Source organism: Gottfriedia acidiceleris (assembly GCF_002128425.1).
Classification (GTDB): Bacteria; Bacillota; Bacilli; order Bacillales; family Bacillaceae_G; genus Gottfriedia; species Gottfriedia acidiceleris.
Genome location: NZ_NESS01000017.1, coordinates 15,188 through 29,484 on the forward strand (window position 1 = coordinate 15,188; position 14,297 = coordinate 29,484).

22 protein-coding genes are annotated in these 14,297 nt (G+C 36.2%); all 22 read right to left on the minus strand.

The window, feature by feature from the left end:
- Positions 1-226: 226 nt before the first annotated feature.
- The 22 genes from B6K90_RS20450 to B6K90_RS20555 all read right to left on the minus strand — a co-directional run bounded on the left by B6K90_RS20450 (position 227) and on the right by B6K90_RS20555 (position 14,294).
- Positions 227-1,855, minus strand: coding sequence for a peptide ABC transporter substrate-binding protein (locus tag B6K90_RS20450; RefSeq protein ID WP_088014591.1), 1,629 nt, complete (start codon positions 1,853-1,855; stop codon positions 227-229).
- Positions 1,856-2,198: 343 nt separating this feature from the next.
- A complete protein-coding gene (gene rpsI, locus B6K90_RS20455; protein WP_056467505.1) occupies positions 2,199-2,591 on the minus strand; it encodes a 30S ribosomal protein S9 in 393 nt (130 codons plus the stop codon).
- A 21-nt stretch (positions 2,592-2,612) separates the two neighbouring features.
- Complete coding sequence (gene rplM / locus B6K90_RS20460; protein WP_088014592.1) at positions 2,613-3,050, minus strand: 50S ribosomal protein L13; 438 nt, start codon at positions 3,048-3,050, stop codon at positions 2,613-2,615.
- A gap of 156 nt (positions 3,051-3,206) precedes the next feature.
- Positions 3,207-3,950 carry a tRNA pseudouridine(38-40) synthase TruA gene (gene truA / locus B6K90_RS20465; RefSeq protein ID WP_088014593.1) on the minus strand — a complete coding sequence of 248 codons (744 nt, stop codon included), beginning with the start codon at positions 3,948-3,950 and terminating at the stop codon, positions 3,207-3,209.
- Positions 3,951-3,962: 12 nt separating this feature from the next.
- On the minus strand, positions 3,963-4,757 hold the full coding sequence (gene cbiQ, locus B6K90_RS20470; protein ID WP_088014594.1) for a cobalt ECF transporter T component CbiQ: 795 nt from the start codon (positions 4,755-4,757) through the stop codon (positions 3,963-3,965).
- Positions 4,754-5,620: an energy-coupling factor ABC transporter ATP-binding protein gene (locus tag B6K90_RS20475; protein WP_088014595.1), complete on the minus strand. Its 867-nt coding sequence runs from the start codon at positions 5,618-5,620 to the stop codon at positions 4,754-4,756. The genes cbiQ and B6K90_RS20475 overlap by 4 nt, the downstream gene beginning before the upstream one ends.
- Positions 5,596-6,438: an energy-coupling factor ABC transporter ATP-binding protein gene (locus B6K90_RS20480; protein WP_088014596.1), complete on the minus strand. Its 843-nt coding sequence runs from the start codon at positions 6,436-6,438 to the stop codon at positions 5,596-5,598. The genes B6K90_RS20475 and B6K90_RS20480 overlap by 25 nt, the downstream gene beginning before the upstream one ends.
- Before the next feature lie 114 nt (positions 6,439-6,552).
- Positions 6,553-6,915, minus strand: coding sequence for a 50S ribosomal protein L17 (gene rplQ / locus B6K90_RS20485; RefSeq protein ID WP_056467487.1), 363 nt, complete (start codon positions 6,913-6,915; stop codon positions 6,553-6,555).
- Between the two features lie 84 nt (positions 6,916-6,999).
- Positions 7,000-7,944, minus strand: coding sequence for a DNA-directed RNA polymerase subunit alpha (locus tag B6K90_RS20490; protein ID WP_056467484.1), 945 nt, complete (start codon positions 7,942-7,944; stop codon positions 7,000-7,002).
- A 166-nt stretch (positions 7,945-8,110) separates the two neighbouring features.
- Positions 8,111-8,500, minus strand: a complete 390-nt coding sequence (rpsK, locus tag B6K90_RS20495) for a 30S ribosomal protein S11 (RefSeq protein ID WP_056467481.1) — start codon at positions 8,498-8,500, stop codon at positions 8,111-8,113.
- A 29-nt stretch (positions 8,501-8,529) separates the two neighbouring features.
- Positions 8,530-8,895, minus strand: a complete 366-nt coding sequence (gene rpsM / locus B6K90_RS20500) for a 30S ribosomal protein S13 (protein WP_056467478.1) — start codon at positions 8,893-8,895, stop codon at positions 8,530-8,532.
- 21 nt (positions 8,896-8,916) lie between these two features.
- Positions 8,917-9,030, minus strand: a complete 114-nt coding sequence (gene rpmJ / locus B6K90_RS20505; protein WP_000868344.1) for a 50S ribosomal protein L36 — start codon at positions 9,028-9,030, stop codon at positions 8,917-8,919.
- A 38-nt stretch (positions 9,031-9,068) separates the two neighbouring features.
- Positions 9,069-9,287 (minus strand): translation initiation factor IF-1, encoded by a 219-nt coding sequence (gene infA / locus B6K90_RS20510; RefSeq protein ID WP_056467475.1) that lies wholly within the window; start codon positions 9,285-9,287, stop codon positions 9,069-9,071.
- Between the two features lie 227 nt (positions 9,288-9,514).
- Positions 9,515-10,165, minus strand: a complete 651-nt coding sequence (locus B6K90_RS20515) for an adenylate kinase (RefSeq protein ID WP_088014597.1) — start codon at positions 10,163-10,165, stop codon at positions 9,515-9,517.
- A 49-nt stretch (positions 10,166-10,214) separates the two neighbouring features.
- Positions 10,215-11,522 (minus strand): preprotein translocase subunit SecY, encoded by a 1,308-nt coding sequence (gene secY, locus B6K90_RS20520; RefSeq protein WP_088014598.1) that lies wholly within the window; start codon positions 11,520-11,522, stop codon positions 10,215-10,217.
- Position 11,523: 1 nt separating this feature from the next.
- A complete protein-coding gene (gene rplO, locus B6K90_RS20525; protein WP_088014599.1) occupies positions 11,524-11,964 on the minus strand; it encodes a 50S ribosomal protein L15 in 441 nt (146 codons plus the stop codon).
- A gap of 30 nt (positions 11,965-11,994) precedes the next feature.
- Positions 11,995-12,177, minus strand: coding sequence for a 50S ribosomal protein L30 (gene rpmD, locus B6K90_RS20530; RefSeq protein ID WP_088003827.1), 183 nt, complete (start codon positions 12,175-12,177; stop codon positions 11,995-11,997).
- A gap of 15 nt (positions 12,178-12,192) precedes the next feature.
- Positions 12,193-12,693: a 30S ribosomal protein S5 gene (rpsE, locus tag B6K90_RS20535; RefSeq protein ID WP_056467462.1), complete on the minus strand. Its 501-nt coding sequence runs from the start codon at positions 12,691-12,693 to the stop codon at positions 12,193-12,195.
- Positions 12,694-12,713: 20 nt separating this feature from the next.
- A complete protein-coding gene (gene rplR / locus B6K90_RS20540) occupies positions 12,714-13,076 on the minus strand; it encodes a 50S ribosomal protein L18 (RefSeq protein WP_088014600.1) in 363 nt (120 codons plus the stop codon).
- Positions 13,077-13,109: 33 nt separating this feature from the next.
- Positions 13,110-13,646, minus strand: coding sequence for a 50S ribosomal protein L6 (gene rplF / locus B6K90_RS20545; protein WP_088014601.1), 537 nt, complete (start codon positions 13,644-13,646; stop codon positions 13,110-13,112).
- A gap of 30 nt (positions 13,647-13,676) precedes the next feature.
- Complete coding sequence (gene rpsH / locus B6K90_RS20550; RefSeq protein WP_056467453.1) at positions 13,677-14,075, minus strand: 30S ribosomal protein S8; 399 nt, start codon at positions 14,073-14,075, stop codon at positions 13,677-13,679.
- Between the two features lie 33 nt (positions 14,076-14,108).
- The gene (locus B6K90_RS20555; protein ID WP_056467450.1) at positions 14,109-14,294 is read right to left on the minus strand and encodes a type Z 30S ribosomal protein S14; all 186 of its coding nucleotides are present in this window, start codon (positions 14,292-14,294) and stop codon (positions 14,109-14,111) included.
- Positions 14,295-14,297: the final 3 nt, after the last annotated feature.

Below are 14,297 nucleotides of genomic sequence, written 5' to 3' on the forward strand. Positions count from 1 at the left end.
ATCCCCCTTGTTAACGCTTTCAAACATTTAAGTTAAATGCTTAACTAATTCTATATGCAAACCTACAAAACAATACAAAAACCTACAAATACTTTTAAAATAATTTAAATAAGAAAAAAAGCTCGACCACTTTGATGGCCGAGCAATTTCATATGTTTAACTATACTACTAGTAATACACCTCTATGAGGGTCACATTCATATCTAATTTTGTCTACACAAGTTTGTTATTTTTCAATATAGGCATATTTATAAGTATTAGGACCATATACATAGAAATCTTTCAAATATGGACGTTGAAGATAAGATGTCCCTTTTTGGAATAGAGGCACAACTGCATCATCATTCAACAAAATCTCCTCAGCTTCTTTCAACGCTTCCCAACGTTTTGGCAAATTATAAAGCAAATCTGTTTTAGCGTGATTAATTAAATTATCATATTTCGGATTTGAGTATCCGGTTTGATTAAATGCACCGTTTGTAACGAACATATCCAAATAAGTCATTGGATCTGGGTAGTCGGCTCCCCAACTAGAAAGTGAGATATCATAATCCATAGCTGATTCTAGCTTCAATTTTTGAGCATTAGGTTGTTGTTTGATATTAATCGTTAATCCGCTTAAGTTTTTCTCGAGTTGCTCTTGTAAATATTCTGCAACCAGTTTAGAACTATCATCATCGTAATTTAACAACTCTAATGTTACATTCGTGACACCAAGTTCATTTTTCGCTTTTTCCCAATAATCTTTTGCTTTTTTTATATCAAGATGGCCATATGTAGAAGTTGTTTTCCTGAAATCTTTTCCATCTGGGCCAAAGGCTAATTCCTCAGGCACTAGATAATCAGCAGGTACAGAGCCGTTGTTTAGAATAACATCTGCAATTCCTTTTTTGTCGATGCTTAAACTAATTGCTTTTCTGGCATTAGGATTTGCTAAAATTTTATTTTTTTCATTTAAACGTAAGAAGTTTGTTCTGCCATTCAAATAAGTTTTCAGGGTTGCATCATTTTTGTATTTATTTACTAAATCACCACTCAAGTCTACACGGTCAATTTGCTTTGTTGTGTATAAGTTTACTGCTGTTGAAGTATCTTTTACGACATTAATATTAACTTCCTGCAGTTTCACTTTATCTTTATCCCAATAATTAGGATTTTTTACAAGTTGCAGGTTCTGCTCATGATTCCATTTTTTTACGATGAATGGACCATTATATAGTGTAGCATTTGCTTCTGAACCAAATTTTTTTCCTTGTCCTTCCACGAACTTTTTGTTCAATGGATAGAATGTTGTAGAAGAAACTAAATCTATAAAATATGGTACCGGATTCTCCAACTCAACTTGCAATGTATGATTATCAATTGCTTTAACGCCTAGTTCATCTACTGGCAACTGCTTTTCATTAATTTTTTTCGCATTTTTTACATCATATAGTAAGTATGCATATTCTGCACCTGTTTCTGGATTTACAGCACGTTTCCAAGCGTATACAAAGTCTTCGGCCGTAATAGGATCGCCATTGGACCACTTTGCATCCTGAAGTTTGAAAGTATAGGTCTTTTTATCTGGGCCAAGTGTATAGGACTTAGCTAAGGCTGGCTCCGGCCGATTATTTTTGTCCACTCGATATAACCCCTCGAAAACGTTATTCATAGCGGAAATCGATACAGAATCTGTTGCCAAGGTCGAGTCTAAAGTAGAAATCTCCGCTGTTTGCGTTACATTCACAACCTGTTTCGTTGATTTTGATCGAGCAACTGTTTTTGTTTCTGCCGATTTGTTGCTACAGGCTGTAGCAAATAAGCTTGTAGTTAGTAATACAAATAAGGCAATATATCTTACTTTTTGATTCATCTCCATTATCCCCTTCATATATATTGGCTAGATGAAAACTTTTCTTTGATTTATTTACCTTTGAAAAAAGCAAAGAAAAAATACTAGTATAACTACTAAATTATCATAGTATTCCGATAGAAAATCAAGGATTAATTTTTGGGTAGGTAATAAGTTATTCGATTTCTTGGTTTGAGAGCATTTTAAATGTGATTAATATATGTAAGAAGCAAACAGAAGATAAATTCAAAAGGTACCTTCAACTATGATTTGTAGACAAAAATTATTTCGTAGTCAAAAGCACTTTTTAGATATAAAAAAGACCCTTTCCACAAATGTGAAAAGAGTCTTGAGATTTTGATAATTAACGTTTTGAGAACTGAGGAGCTCTACGTGCACCTTTAAGACCGTATTTTTTACGCTCTTTCATACGTGCATCACGAGTTAATAATCCAGCGCGTTTTAAAGTTCCGCGGTACTCAGGATCAACTTGTAATAATGCTCTAGAGATACCGTGACGAATTGCACCAGCTTGACCAGTGTATCCACCACCGTTAACGTTTACTAGAATATCATAGCTACCTAATGTTTCAGTTGCAACAAGTGGTTGTTTAACAACTTCTCTTAATGCAGCGAATGGGATGTAATCTTCAAAATCACGACCGTTAATGATAACGCGTCCTTCGCCAGGAACTAAACGTACACGAGCTACTGAGCTTTTACGACGTCCTGTGCCATAGTATTGTACTTGTGCCATGTGAATGCCCTCCTTTTATAATTATCCGCGAAGTTCGTAAACTTCTGGTTTTTGTGCTTGGTGTGGATGCTCGTTACCAGCATACACGTGTAACTTTTTAATTTGAGCACGTCCAAGACGTCCTTTTGGAAGCATACCTTTAACAGCTAACTCAAGCATTTTAACTGGGTAGTTAGTACGCATTTCTAAAGCTGTACGCTCTTTTAAACCACCAGCATACATTGTATGACGGTAGTAAATTTTATCGTTTAATTTGTTTCCTGTTAATTCAACTTTCTCAGCGTTGATGATGATTACGTTATCACCTGTATCAACGTGTGGTGTGAAAGTTGGTTTGTGCTTACCGCGAAGTAAAGTAGCTACTTCAGTTGCAAGACGACCTAAAGTTTTTCCTTCAGCGTCTACAACGAACCACTTACGTTCAACTTCGCTAGCTTTTGCCATATAAGTTGTGCGCATTCTATTTTCCTCCTAATACAATATACATAAAGTAAAATTGTTTTTATTGTTTATCTTTAACACGACAGTTCCGGGGCTAATCGTGGTTCTTAAAACAATACCGTATTTAATATTAAACTTTATACCTTCTAATGTCAAGCAAATGTTACACCAGGATTAGTTGTTATAATCAACTTTCCATAAAAACAGTCCATTAGGCGGCGATGTCTTGCCAGCCTTGGCTCGATCACGTGCTAATAATGCGTTTTTAACACTTTTTACATCACGCTTTCCTTGCCCTACTTCAATTAATGTTCCAACAATTATTCTTACCATATTATAAAGAAAACCATTTCCTTCAAGAGCGATAACAATCCCCTGATCTGTTTTATTAATAGTTCCTTTATAAATCGTTCGTACTTTGTCCTTTATATCCGTATTTGATGCGCAAAATGAACTAAAATCATGTGTACCTAGTAAGCAATCTAATGCTTCTTGCATTTTGATAATATTTAGATCAAAAGGAAAAAAATAATGATGGTTTCTAGAAAAAACATTTTCGTCTTTTTCATTCCAAATAAAATAACGGTATTCTTTTCGAACGACGTCAAATCTAGAATGAAAGTTTTCATCGACAATCTCTACAGATCTAATATTGATATCTTTCGGCAATTGTGCATTTAATGCTCTCTTCCATTGCTCTGGTTGAAGTACATATTCACTATCAAAATGAATTACTTGTCCTACTGCGTGTACCCCAGTATCTGTCCTACCAGATGCATGGATTCGTATCGGATGACCTTTGTGCATTTTTGTTAGAACCTTCTCAATATCAGTTTGGACTGTTCTTTGATTAGGTTGTACTTGGTATCCATTAAATAATGTGCCATCATATGAAATTATACATTTAATTCGATTCATAACTTATCTCCATTACTTACGTAAAAACAATAATAGTAAAAATAATATTAGTAATACTACTAAGCATGCTGTATCACGAAAATGCCACTTCATAACACGAAACTTTGATCTTCCATCTCCGCCTTGGTAACCTCTGGCTTCCATCGCAACTGCTAAGTCCTCAGCTCGTTTAAATGAATGAATAAATAATGGAACAAGTAAAGAGACTAATGCTTTTAACCTGTCTTTTATAGGTCCTGAAGAAAAATCCACTCCTCGGGACGACTGTGCCTTCATAATCTTTTCAGTCTCTTCCATAAGCGTTGGAATAAATCGCAATGAAATTGACATCATTAAAGCCATTTCATGCACAGGTAGACCAAATCTTTTAAATGGGTTAAATAATGATTCAAGCCCATCTGTAATTTCGATTGGATTTGTTGTTAATGTCAGTAGTGTTGTAATTGAAACTAAAAGAAAAAATCTCGCTGATATATAAATCCCTTGAATAATTCCTTCTTTATGAATTTCAACCCAACCAAAATGATAGATTAGTGGTCCCTCTTTATTTGTAAACACATGCAATAAAAAAGTAAACACTGCTAACAGCCAGATTGCTCTTAATCCTTTTAAATAATAATTAAGAGGTACTCTTGATAGTGATACTGTTACAATTGAGAATAATAATAAAACCCCATAAGTTATAAAATTATTTGCAAAGAAAACGATACAAATAAAAATGAACATTGTAAGGAGTTTTGCTCTAGCATCTAGACGATGAATAAGTGAATTGATTGGGATATATTTTCCGATAATTAGACTATTCATTTTGTTTCCCCATTATAAAGATTTGCAATATAATTAGCGAGTTGTTCAATTGTTAAACTTGTAGCCTTTTCATTGATACCTAATTTTTGATTTAATTCTTGATGAAATTTTAAAGAAAGCGGAATTTGTAATCCGATTTCCTCCAGTTCCTTTTCATATGAGAATACTTCTAAAGGGCTTCCCTTTAAATACGTTGTCCCTTTTTGTAGTACATGGATCGTATCAGCATATCTCGCAGCATCTTCCATGCTATGAGTTACTAAAATGATCGTCAGGCCCTTTTCTTTGTGCAATTGATAAAACATATCCATTAACGCCTTTTGACCACTAGGATCAAGTCCAGCAGTTGGTTCATCCAAAACTAAAACTTCCGGTTCCATTGCTAATACGCCTGCAATAGCAACCCTTCTCATTTGACCTCCACTTAATTCAAATGGTGACTTCATTAAATATTCTTCACTTAAGCCTACTTTTTCAATTAAATCTTTCGCTCTTTTTTTTGCTTCATCTTCAGATACACCAAAATTCATTGGACCAAAGCAAATATCTTTCTCAACAGTTTCTTCAAATAATTGCTGTTCAGGAAACTGAAAAACTAATCCTACTTTCTTTCTTAATGATTTTAAATTTTTGTTTTTCTTATCTGATAAAAGTGTAATATCGTCAATTTTGGCGATCCCCTCTGTTGGTTGTAAGAGGCCATTTAAATGTTGCAGAAATGTAGATTTACCTGAGCCTGTGTGACCAATTACAGCATAATATGACCCATCAGGTATATTAACATCAATATTATAAAGAGCACGATGCTCAAATGGTGTTTTCGGCTGATAAGTATAGCCTACTTTTTCAAAAGTAATTTGCATAATTCGCTCACCAAGCTTTCTTGCTCTAGATGGTCTTGTCTCAAAGGTAAACCTTTTTCGATTAATAAACTAGAAAGGTTATTTGTAAAAGGAGATGCTAATCCAAGCGATTCTAAAGAAAACTCTGTTTTTAAAAGCTCTTCTGGAGTTACGCTCTGAACTAAATGACCATCATGCATAATTAAAATACGGTCTGCATGTATTGCTTCTTCTATATCATGAGTAATTGAAATAACAGTCATATTAATGTCTTTATGTAAATCTCGAATTGTCTCGATTACTTCTTTTCTACCGAAAGGATCTAACATCGATGTTGCTTCATCTAAAATTAATATACTTGGTTGAATTGCTAATGCTCCAGCTATTGCTACTCTTTGTTTTTGGCCACCAGAAAGTGAATGTGGCTCGTGGAGCACAAATTCTTTCATATTTACGATGTTTAATACTTCCTCAATTCGACGATCCATTTCTTCTTTTTCAAATCCATGGTTTTCCAATCCAAATGCAATATCATCTATTACTGTCGTACCTACAAACTGATTATCCGGATTTTGAAATACCATCGCAATTTTCTTTCGAACGTCCCAAATTGTTTGTTCTGATAAGCTGATTTCCTCATCAATCACGATTTGGCCTTCTTCGGGTAATATTAATCCATTTAAAAGTTTTGCCAACGTTGACTTTCCTGAACCGTTTCGACCTACTATAGCGATCCATTCATTTTCTTTTATATTAAATGATACAGAATGAACTGCATTTGATTGTGCCTGTGGATATTTAAAAGATATGTTATCTACTTTAATACTATCTTTTCTCATTTGTTCACCTATAATTTTTCATTGTTTTATAGATATATAATAGTCTAAAAGTAAACAGAAAAAAAGGGCAACGACATGTTTACAAGAAACGTCGAGCCCTTTTGTATTCGAATATTATACTAATTCGATAACAACCATTGGTGCTGCGTCTCCACGACGAGGACCAATTTTTGCGATACGAGTGTATCCACCTTGACGCTCAGTGTAACGAGGAGCGATGTCAGCAAATAATTTTTGTAAAGCGTCTTGACCGTTTTCAGCGTTAGCAACTTCATTACGGATGTAAGCAGCAGCTAGACGACGAGCGTGTAAGTCTCCACGTTTACCTAAAGTAATCATTTTTTCAACAACTGAACGTAACTCCTTCGCACGAGTTTCAGTTGTTTGAATACGTTCGTTGATGATTAAATCAGTAGCTAAGTCACGTAACATAGCTTTACGTTGTGAGCTAGTACGTCCTAATTTTCTGTATCCCATTTCTAGTTCCCTCCTTTGTAAGTAGTATCAAAATTGGGTCATATAGACATGAAGAGAACGCCTCTCCCTTTATCGAAGCTACAATCAGTCTTCTTTACGTAGGCCTAAACCTAACTCTTCTAACTTATGCTTTACTTCTTCTAAAGACTTACGACCTAAGTTACGTACTTTCATCATGTCTTCTTCTGTCTTATTCGCAAGCTCTTGTACAGTATTAATACCAGCTCGCTTTAAGCAGTTATATGAACGAACAGAAAGATCAAGTTCTTCAATCGTCATTTCAAGGACTTTATCTTTTTGATCTTCTTCTTTTTCGACCATGATTTCTGCATTTTTAGCTTCGTCAGTTAAACCTACAAAAATGTTTAAGTGTTCAGTTAGAATTTTTGAACCAAGTGCGATAGCATCCTTTGGTCCAATACTTCCGTCAGTCCAAACATCAAGTGTTAACTTATCGAAATTTGAAACCTGTCCCACACGTGTATTTTCAACTTGGTATGTGACACGAGACACTGGAGTGTAAATCGAGTCGATAGGAATAACACCTATTGCTTGATCCTCTCTTTTGTTACCATCTGCAGGGATGTATCCACGTCCACGTCTAGCAGTTAGACGCATACGTAAATGAGCATCTTTAGCAAGAGTTGCAATATGAAGATCTGGATTTAGAACTTCAACATCGCTATCATGCGTAATATCGGCCGCAGTAATTGGCCCTTCACCGCGCACATCAATTTCTAATGTTTTTTCTTCGTCCGAATAAATTTTCAGAGCAAGTTTTTTAACATTAAGAATAATCGTTGTAACGTCTTCTACAACACCTTCAACTGTAGAGAACTCATGTAACACACCATCAATTTGAATAGCAGTTACAGCGGCACCAGGAAGTGAGGATAAAAGGATACGACGTAAGGAGTTACCTAGCGTTGTACCATATCCACGCTCAAGTGGTTCAATAACGAATTTACCATATTTGGAATCGTCACTGATCTCAACCGTTTCGATTTTCGGCTTTTCGATTTCAATCATTTTTTAAACCCTCCTTCAAAACGTCGAAACCCTCGGTTAGCCAATGCTAACCGAAAGTCCCTATTAGGCAGTTCCTAATTGTGCACAACAAGAGATGTCTGTTAATATTTGCCAAACATATATCATAATCCATTATAGACAATTTTTGAAAATTTATACAGACAAATTATACACGACGACGTTTTGGTGGACGGCATCCGTTATGTGGAACTGGAGTAACGTCTCTGATAGCAGTTACTTCAAGACCAGCAGCTTGAAGAGCACGGATAGCAGCCTCACGACCAGCACCCGGACCTTTAACAGTTACGTCAAGAGTTTTTAAACCGTGTTCCATAGAAGCTTTAGCAGCAGTTTCAGCAGCCATTTGTGCAGCGAATGGAGTAGATTTACGAGATCCTTTGAAACCTAATGATCCAGCACTTGACCAAGAAATTGCGTTACCATGAACATCAGTGATTGTTACGATTGTGTTATTGAAAGTTGAACGAATATGAGCTGTACCAGCTTCAATATTCTTTTTCACACGACGTTTACGTACATTTGTTTTACGTGCCATGTTGAATACCCTCCTTTACTTAAAAAATATTATTTCTTCTTGTTCGCTACTGTACGGCGTGGGCCTTTACGAGTACGAGCATTATTTTTAGTGTTTTGACCACGAACAGGTAAGCTACGACGGTGGCGAATACCACGATATGAACCGATTTCGATTAGACGTTTAATGTTTAAAGAAACTTCACGACGAAGATCCCCTTCAACTTTCAACTTATCGATTAATTCACGAATTTTACCTAATTCTTCTTCTGTTAAATCACGTACACGAGTGTCTTCTGAAATACCAGCTTCAGCTAAGATTTTTTCAGAAGTTGCACGACCGATTCCGTATACATAAGTTAAAGAAACAACCACGCGTTTGTCGCGAGGAATATCTACACCAGCAATACGAGCCATTCTAGTGCACCTCCTTCTTTATTAACCTTGTTTTTGTTTATGTTTTGGATTTTCACAAATTACCATTACTTTACCACGTCTGCGGATAACTTTACATTTTTCACAGATTGGTTTTACTGATGGTCTCACTTTCATGATTTCAACCTCCTTGTAGATTACGGAGTGCATATTTATTATTTAAAACGGTACGTAATACGGCCACGAGTTAAATCATATGGAGATAGTTCTACAGTAACCTTGTCACCTGGAAGAATACGAATGAAGTTCATACGAATTTTACCAGAAACGTGTGCAAGAACGACATGACCATTTTCCAATTCAACCTTGAACATCGCATTCGGAAGTGTTTCCGTAACGGTACCTTCAATTTCAATTACATCATCTTTCGCCATTAGGGCATTCTCCTTTCTTCAAATCAGTAGCTTGCTTGTAGGCAAACATACGCAAGGAACATTAAGCCAAAGTGCTCTGATATGTTGGAGATTTTTTGGCCTACTAAAGACCTTATATTATATCAATCGTTCCAAGCAAAGCCATGTTAAAGCTTTTATAACAGTATCAGTTTTGACGAAACAACAATACGTCATACACAAGGAACGACGATCTTATCGTTCAATTATTAAACTAACTCTTTTAAAAGATTATCAATGTCTTGGAAAACTTTATTAATCTCTTGTTCACCTTCAATTGTTTTTACATAACCAAGGTTATTGTAGAAATCAAGTAAAGGCTGAGTTTGTTTGATATTTACTTCAAGGCGATTTGCAACTGTTTCTTCATTATCATCCGCACGTTGATAAAGCTCTCCGCCACATTTTGGGCAAACACCCTCTTCAACAGGTGGGTTGAAAATTAAATGATAAGTTGCTCCACACTCTTTACAAATACGACGACCTGTTAAACGTTCAATTAAAAGTTGTTGGTCTACATGAATGTTTAACACGAAGTCAATTTTGCGATTCATTACTTTCAAAGTCTCTTCTAGTGCTTCAGCCTGCGCAACTGTTCTAGGAAACCCATCCAATAAGAAACCGTTTTGGCAATCGTCTTTCGCTAATCGTTCACGTACAATACCAATTGTTACCTCATCAGGAACAAGATGACCTTGATCCATAAACGATTTTGCTTTAAGACCTAATTCTGTGCCATCTTTAATTGCTGCACGGAACATATCGCCAGTAGATATATGAGGAATGCCGTATTTTTCGACAATTTTCTCAGCTTGTGTGCCTTTGCCTGCACCAGGAAGTCCCATAAGAATTAAATTCATGGTTAATCCTCCTCTAAATTAGGTGAGCAATAGGGAATATTGCATTTCCCTACGCTCGTTCTTTAATAAAGCCTTTGTAGTTTCTCTTAACAAGCTGACTTTCTAATTGTTTCATTGTTTCAAGCGCAACTCCGACTACGATTAGTAAACTTGTTCCTCCAATTTGAGCTGAAGGTGGTAAGTTCGCAATTTTACCAAATATGATTGGTAATAAAGCGATGACAGCTAAGAAAATTGCTCCTACGAAAGTTAAACGATATAAGACTTTAATGATATATTCTTGAGTGCTCTTACCTGGGCGAATACCCGGGATGTAGCCACCTTGCTTCTGAAGATTTTCAGCCATTTGCTCTGGATTAGCCTGAACAAAAGTATAAAAATAAGTGAATGCAATGATCAAGATTAAATAAAATGCCATTCCCCATGGATTGTTATACGTAAAATGCGCTTTAATCCATTCAGTCACATTGTTACTTGGTAAGAACGATGCAATTGTTGAAGGAGTAATTAAAAATGAAACAGCGAAGATTACCGGAATAACCCCAGCGCCATTTACTTTTAATGGCAAGTGAGTAGATTGTCCTCCGACATAGCTATTATTACCATTGTTTCGTTTAGCATATTGAATTGGAATTTTACGATTAGCTTGTTGAATATAAATTACAGCTACGATTACTAATAGTAAAACTAATAACACTAGGCCAACTTTCACGATGTTTAAGAATAGCGCGTCACCAGCACCTTTAAATTGTTGCTGATAAACTTGACTTATTGTATTAGGTATAGCAGCAACTATACCACCAAAGATGATAACTGATATACCGTTCCCTACACCTTTAGCAGTAATCTGCTCACCTAACCACAATAAGAAAGATGTTCCAGCTGTTAGTACAACTGCTATATATAAATAGGTTGACCAACCTGGATTTTCGATTAACATTCCGCCAGTAACATTATTCATACTGATTGATAATCCAATTGCTTCTACAAAACCAAGAATAATTGTGATGTATCTAGTCAGCTGAGTTAATTTACGTCGACCAATCTCACCTTGCTTCGACCATTCAGTTAACTTCGGAACAACGTCCATTTGAAGTAACTGAATAATGATTGAAGCAGTAATGTACGGCATTATACCCATTGCAAAAATCGAGAACTGTTTAAGAGCTCCTCCACCAAATGTGTTTATAACACCAAAGATGCTCATTGAGCTATCTTGGGATGCTAATACATCAGCGTTGACGTTTGGAACAGGTATAAACGTTCCAATACGAAATACAATTAACATTAATAACGTAAAAAATATTTTTTTTCTAATATCTGCAATGCGCATAAAGTTGGAGATTGTCCGGAACATTTTAGATCACCTCAGCATTTCCACCAGCTGCTTCGATTGCCTCTACTGCAGTAGATGAGAACTTGTGAGCTTTTACAGTAAGTTTAACTTCTAACTTACCTTTACCTAAAATCTTAATACCAGCTAATTCTTTACGAACAATACCAGTTTCGATCAGTAACTCAGGAGTTACTTCAGTTCCGTTTTCGAAGCGATTTAACGTTTCAACATTAACGATTGCGTAATCTTTACGGTTGATGTTAGTGAAACCACGTTTTGGTAAACGACGGAATAAAGGAGTTTGACCACCTTCAAATCCAAGACGAACACCGCCACCTGAACGAGCGTTTTGTCCTTTATGACCTTTACCTGCAGTTTTACCAGTACCTGAACCAATACCACGACCGATACGTTTAGATACTTTACGAGAACCTTCTGTAGGTTTTAATTCATGAAGTTTCATTAGGGCACCTCCTTACTTATTCATGTTCAATTAAATTTCTTTTACAGATACAAGGTGAGAAACTTTGTTAATCATCCCACGCATTGCAGCGTTATCTTCTTTAACAACAGTTTGGTTTGTTTTAGTAATACCTAAAGCACGAACTGTTGCGATTTGATCTTGTTTACGACCAATAACACTACGAGTAAGGGTAATTTCTAACTTTTTAGCCATCGTTATCCCTCCTTATTAACCTAGTAATTCTTCTACAGATTTACCACGTAATTTTGCAACTTCATCCGCACGTTTTAAGTTACTTAAACCTTCAATTGTAGCACGTACAATGTTTACCGGTGTGTTTGAACCAAGAGATTTAGATAAGATATCATGTACTCCAGCAAGTTCTAATACCGCACGAACAGGACCTCCAGCGATAACTCCAGTACCTTCAGAAGCAGGTTTTAAGAATACTTCACCAGCTCCAAAACGACCAGTAATTACGTGAGGAATTGTAGTTCCAACGATTGGTACGTTAATTAGATTTTTCTTAGCATCTTCAACAGCTTTACGAATAGCATCAGGTACTTCTTGAGCTTTACCAGTACCAAAACCTACATGACCGTTTTTGTCACCAACAACTACTAATGCTGCAAAGCGGAAACGACGACCACCTTTTACAACTTTAGCAACACGGTTGATCGTAACTAAGCGTTCTTCAAGCTCTAATTTATTAGGATCAATGCGACGCATGTATGTCCCTCCTTCTTTTATTAAAATTGTAAACCAGCTTCACGAGCAGCTTCAGCTAAAGCTTTTACGCGACCATGATATAAGTAACCACCGCGGTCGAATACAACTTCAGTAACACCTTTTTCAGTAGCGCGTTTTGCAACTAAGCTACCAACTTGTGTTGCTGCATCGATATTACCAGTACCATTTAAAGTTAATTCTTTATCTAAAGTTGATGCACTTGCTAATGTTACGCCATTAACATCATCAATGATTTGAGCATAGATATGGTTGTTTGAACGATAAACGTTTAAACGTGGACGTTCTTGAGTACCAGATAATTTAGTACGAACACGAGCATGTCTTTTTTTACGTACTGCATTTTTATCAGCCTTAAAGATCATCTTGGTCACTCCTTTCTCTTATCTAGTTATAGATTACTTCGCAGTTTTACCTTCTTTACGACGAACCATTTCGCCTTCGTAACGGATACCTTTACCTTTGTAAGGCTCTGGTGGACGTACTTGACGGATGTAAGCAGCAAGAGCGCCTACACGTTCTTTGTCGATACCTTTAATACTAATTTTAGTATTTGAAGGTACTTCGATTTCAACACCTTTTTCAGGAGTGATCTCAACTGGGTGAGAATAACCAACAGCTAAAACAAGTTTGTCACCAGTTTTAGTTGCACGGTAACCTACCCCAACTAATTCAAGGTTACGAGTATAACCATTAGTTACACCTTCAACCATGTTACCTAAGATAGCACGAGTTGTACCATGAAGAGCACGGTGCTCTTTGTTATCAGTTGGACGTGCAACTGATAATACGTTCTCGTTAACTTCGATTGTCATATCAGGGCTAAAAGTACGAGTTAACTCACCTTTAGGTCCTTTTACTGTAATAGTATTGTTGTTATTAGTAAGAGTAACTCCAGCAGGAATTACAAGTTCTTTTTTACCAACACGAGACATTCACTACACCTCCATTCTCTCTGTGTTTTATTACCAAACGTATGCTAAGATTTCGCCACCAGTTTTTGCTTGACGAGCTTCTTTATCTGTCATTACACCTTTAGATGTTGAAACAATTGCAACACCTAAACCGTTAAGTACGCGAGGTACTTCGTCAGCTTTCGCGTATACACGTAAGCCAGGTTTAGAGATTCTTTTTAATCCAGTGATAACACGTTCGTTGTTCACACCATATTTTAAGAAAATACGGATGATACCTTGTTTATCATCTTCAATGTACTCAACGTCACGGATGAAACCTTCACGTTTTAGAATTTCAGCAACTTCTTTCTTTAGGTTAGAACCTGGGAATTCTAATTTCTCGTGACGTACCATGTTCGCATTACGAATGCGAGTAAGCATATCTGCAATAGGATCTGTCATGACCATGTTCAGATAACCTCCTTCCTAATATCTATAGAATTACCAACTAGCTTTTTTAACGCCAGGGATTTGTCCTTTATAAGCAAGTTCACGGAAACAAATACGGCAAAGTTTAAATTTACGTAATACTGAGTGTGGACGTCCGCAACGTTCGCAACGTGTATACTCTTGTACTTTAAATTTCTGAGCACGTTTTTGTTTCGCAATCATTGATTTTTTAGCCACGTT

Excerpts from the sequence above, each read along its gene's own strand:
- B6K90_RS20450 (WP_088014591.1), bottom strand. The coding sequence starts at position 1,855 with ATGAATCAAAAAGTAAGATATATTGCCTTATTTGTATTACTAACTACA.
- rpsI (WP_056467505.1), bottom strand. The coding sequence starts at position 2,591 with ATGGCACAAGTACAATACTATGGCACAGGACGTCGTAAAAGCTCAGTA.
- rplM (WP_088014592.1), bottom strand. The coding sequence starts at position 3,050 with ATGCGCACAACTTATATGGCAAAAGCTAGCGAAGTTGAACGTAAGTGG.
- truA (WP_088014593.1), bottom strand. The coding sequence starts at position 3,950 with ATGAATCGAATTAAATGTATAATTTCATATGATGGCACATTATTTAAT.
- cbiQ (WP_088014594.1), bottom strand. The coding sequence starts at position 4,757 with ATGAATAGTCTAATTATCGGAAAATATATCCCAATCAATTCACTTATT.
- B6K90_RS20475 (WP_088014595.1), bottom strand. The coding sequence starts at position 5,620 with ATGCAAATTACTTTTGAAAAAGTAGGCTATACTTATCAGCCGAAAACA.
- B6K90_RS20480 (WP_088014596.1), bottom strand. The coding sequence starts at position 6,438 with ATGAGAAAAGATAGTATTAAAGTAGATAACATATCTTTTAAATATCCA.
- rplQ (WP_056467487.1), bottom strand. The coding sequence starts at position 6,915 with ATGGGATACAGAAAATTAGGACGTACTAGCTCACAACGTAAAGCTATG.
- B6K90_RS20490 (WP_056467484.1), bottom strand. The coding sequence starts at position 7,944 with ATGATTGAAATCGAAAAGCCGAAAATCGAAACGGTTGAGATCAGTGAC.
- rpsK (WP_056467481.1), bottom strand. The coding sequence starts at position 8,500 with ATGGCACGTAAAACAAATGTACGTAAACGTCGTGTGAAAAAGAATATT.
- rpsM (WP_056467478.1), bottom strand. The coding sequence starts at position 8,895 with ATGGCTCGTATTGCTGGTGTAGATATTCCTCGCGACAAACGCGTGGTT.
- rpmJ (WP_000868344.1), bottom strand. The coding sequence starts at position 9,030 with ATGAAAGTGAGACCATCAGTAAAACCAATCTGTGAAAAATGTAAAGTT.
- infA (WP_056467475.1), bottom strand. The coding sequence starts at position 9,287 with ATGGCGAAAGATGATGTAATTGAAATTGAAGGTACCGTTACGGAAACA.
- B6K90_RS20515 (WP_088014597.1), bottom strand. The coding sequence starts at position 10,165 with ATGAATTTAATTCTTATGGGACTTCCTGGTGCAGGCAAAGGCACACAA.
- secY (WP_088014598.1), bottom strand. The coding sequence starts at position 11,522 with ATGTTCCGGACAATCTCCAACTTTATGCGCATTGCAGATATTAGAAAA.
- rplO (WP_088014599.1), bottom strand. The coding sequence starts at position 11,964 with ATGAAACTTCATGAATTAAAACCTACAGAAGGTTCTCGTAAAGTATCT.
- rpmD (WP_088003827.1), bottom strand. The coding sequence starts at position 12,177 with ATGGCTAAAAAGTTAGAAATTACCCTTACTCGTAGTGTTATTGGTCGT.
- rpsE (WP_056467462.1), bottom strand. The coding sequence starts at position 12,693 with ATGCGTCGCATTGATCCTAATAAATTAGAGCTTGAAGAACGCTTAGTT.
- rplR (WP_088014600.1), bottom strand. The coding sequence starts at position 13,076 with ATGATCTTTAAGGCTGATAAAAATGCAGTACGTAAAAAAAGACATGCT.
- rplF (WP_088014601.1), bottom strand. The coding sequence starts at position 13,646 with ATGTCTCGTGTTGGTAAAAAAGAACTTGTAATTCCTGCTGGAGTTACT.
- rpsH (WP_056467453.1), bottom strand. The coding sequence starts at position 14,075 with ATGGTCATGACAGATCCTATTGCAGATATGCTTACTCGCATTCGTAAT.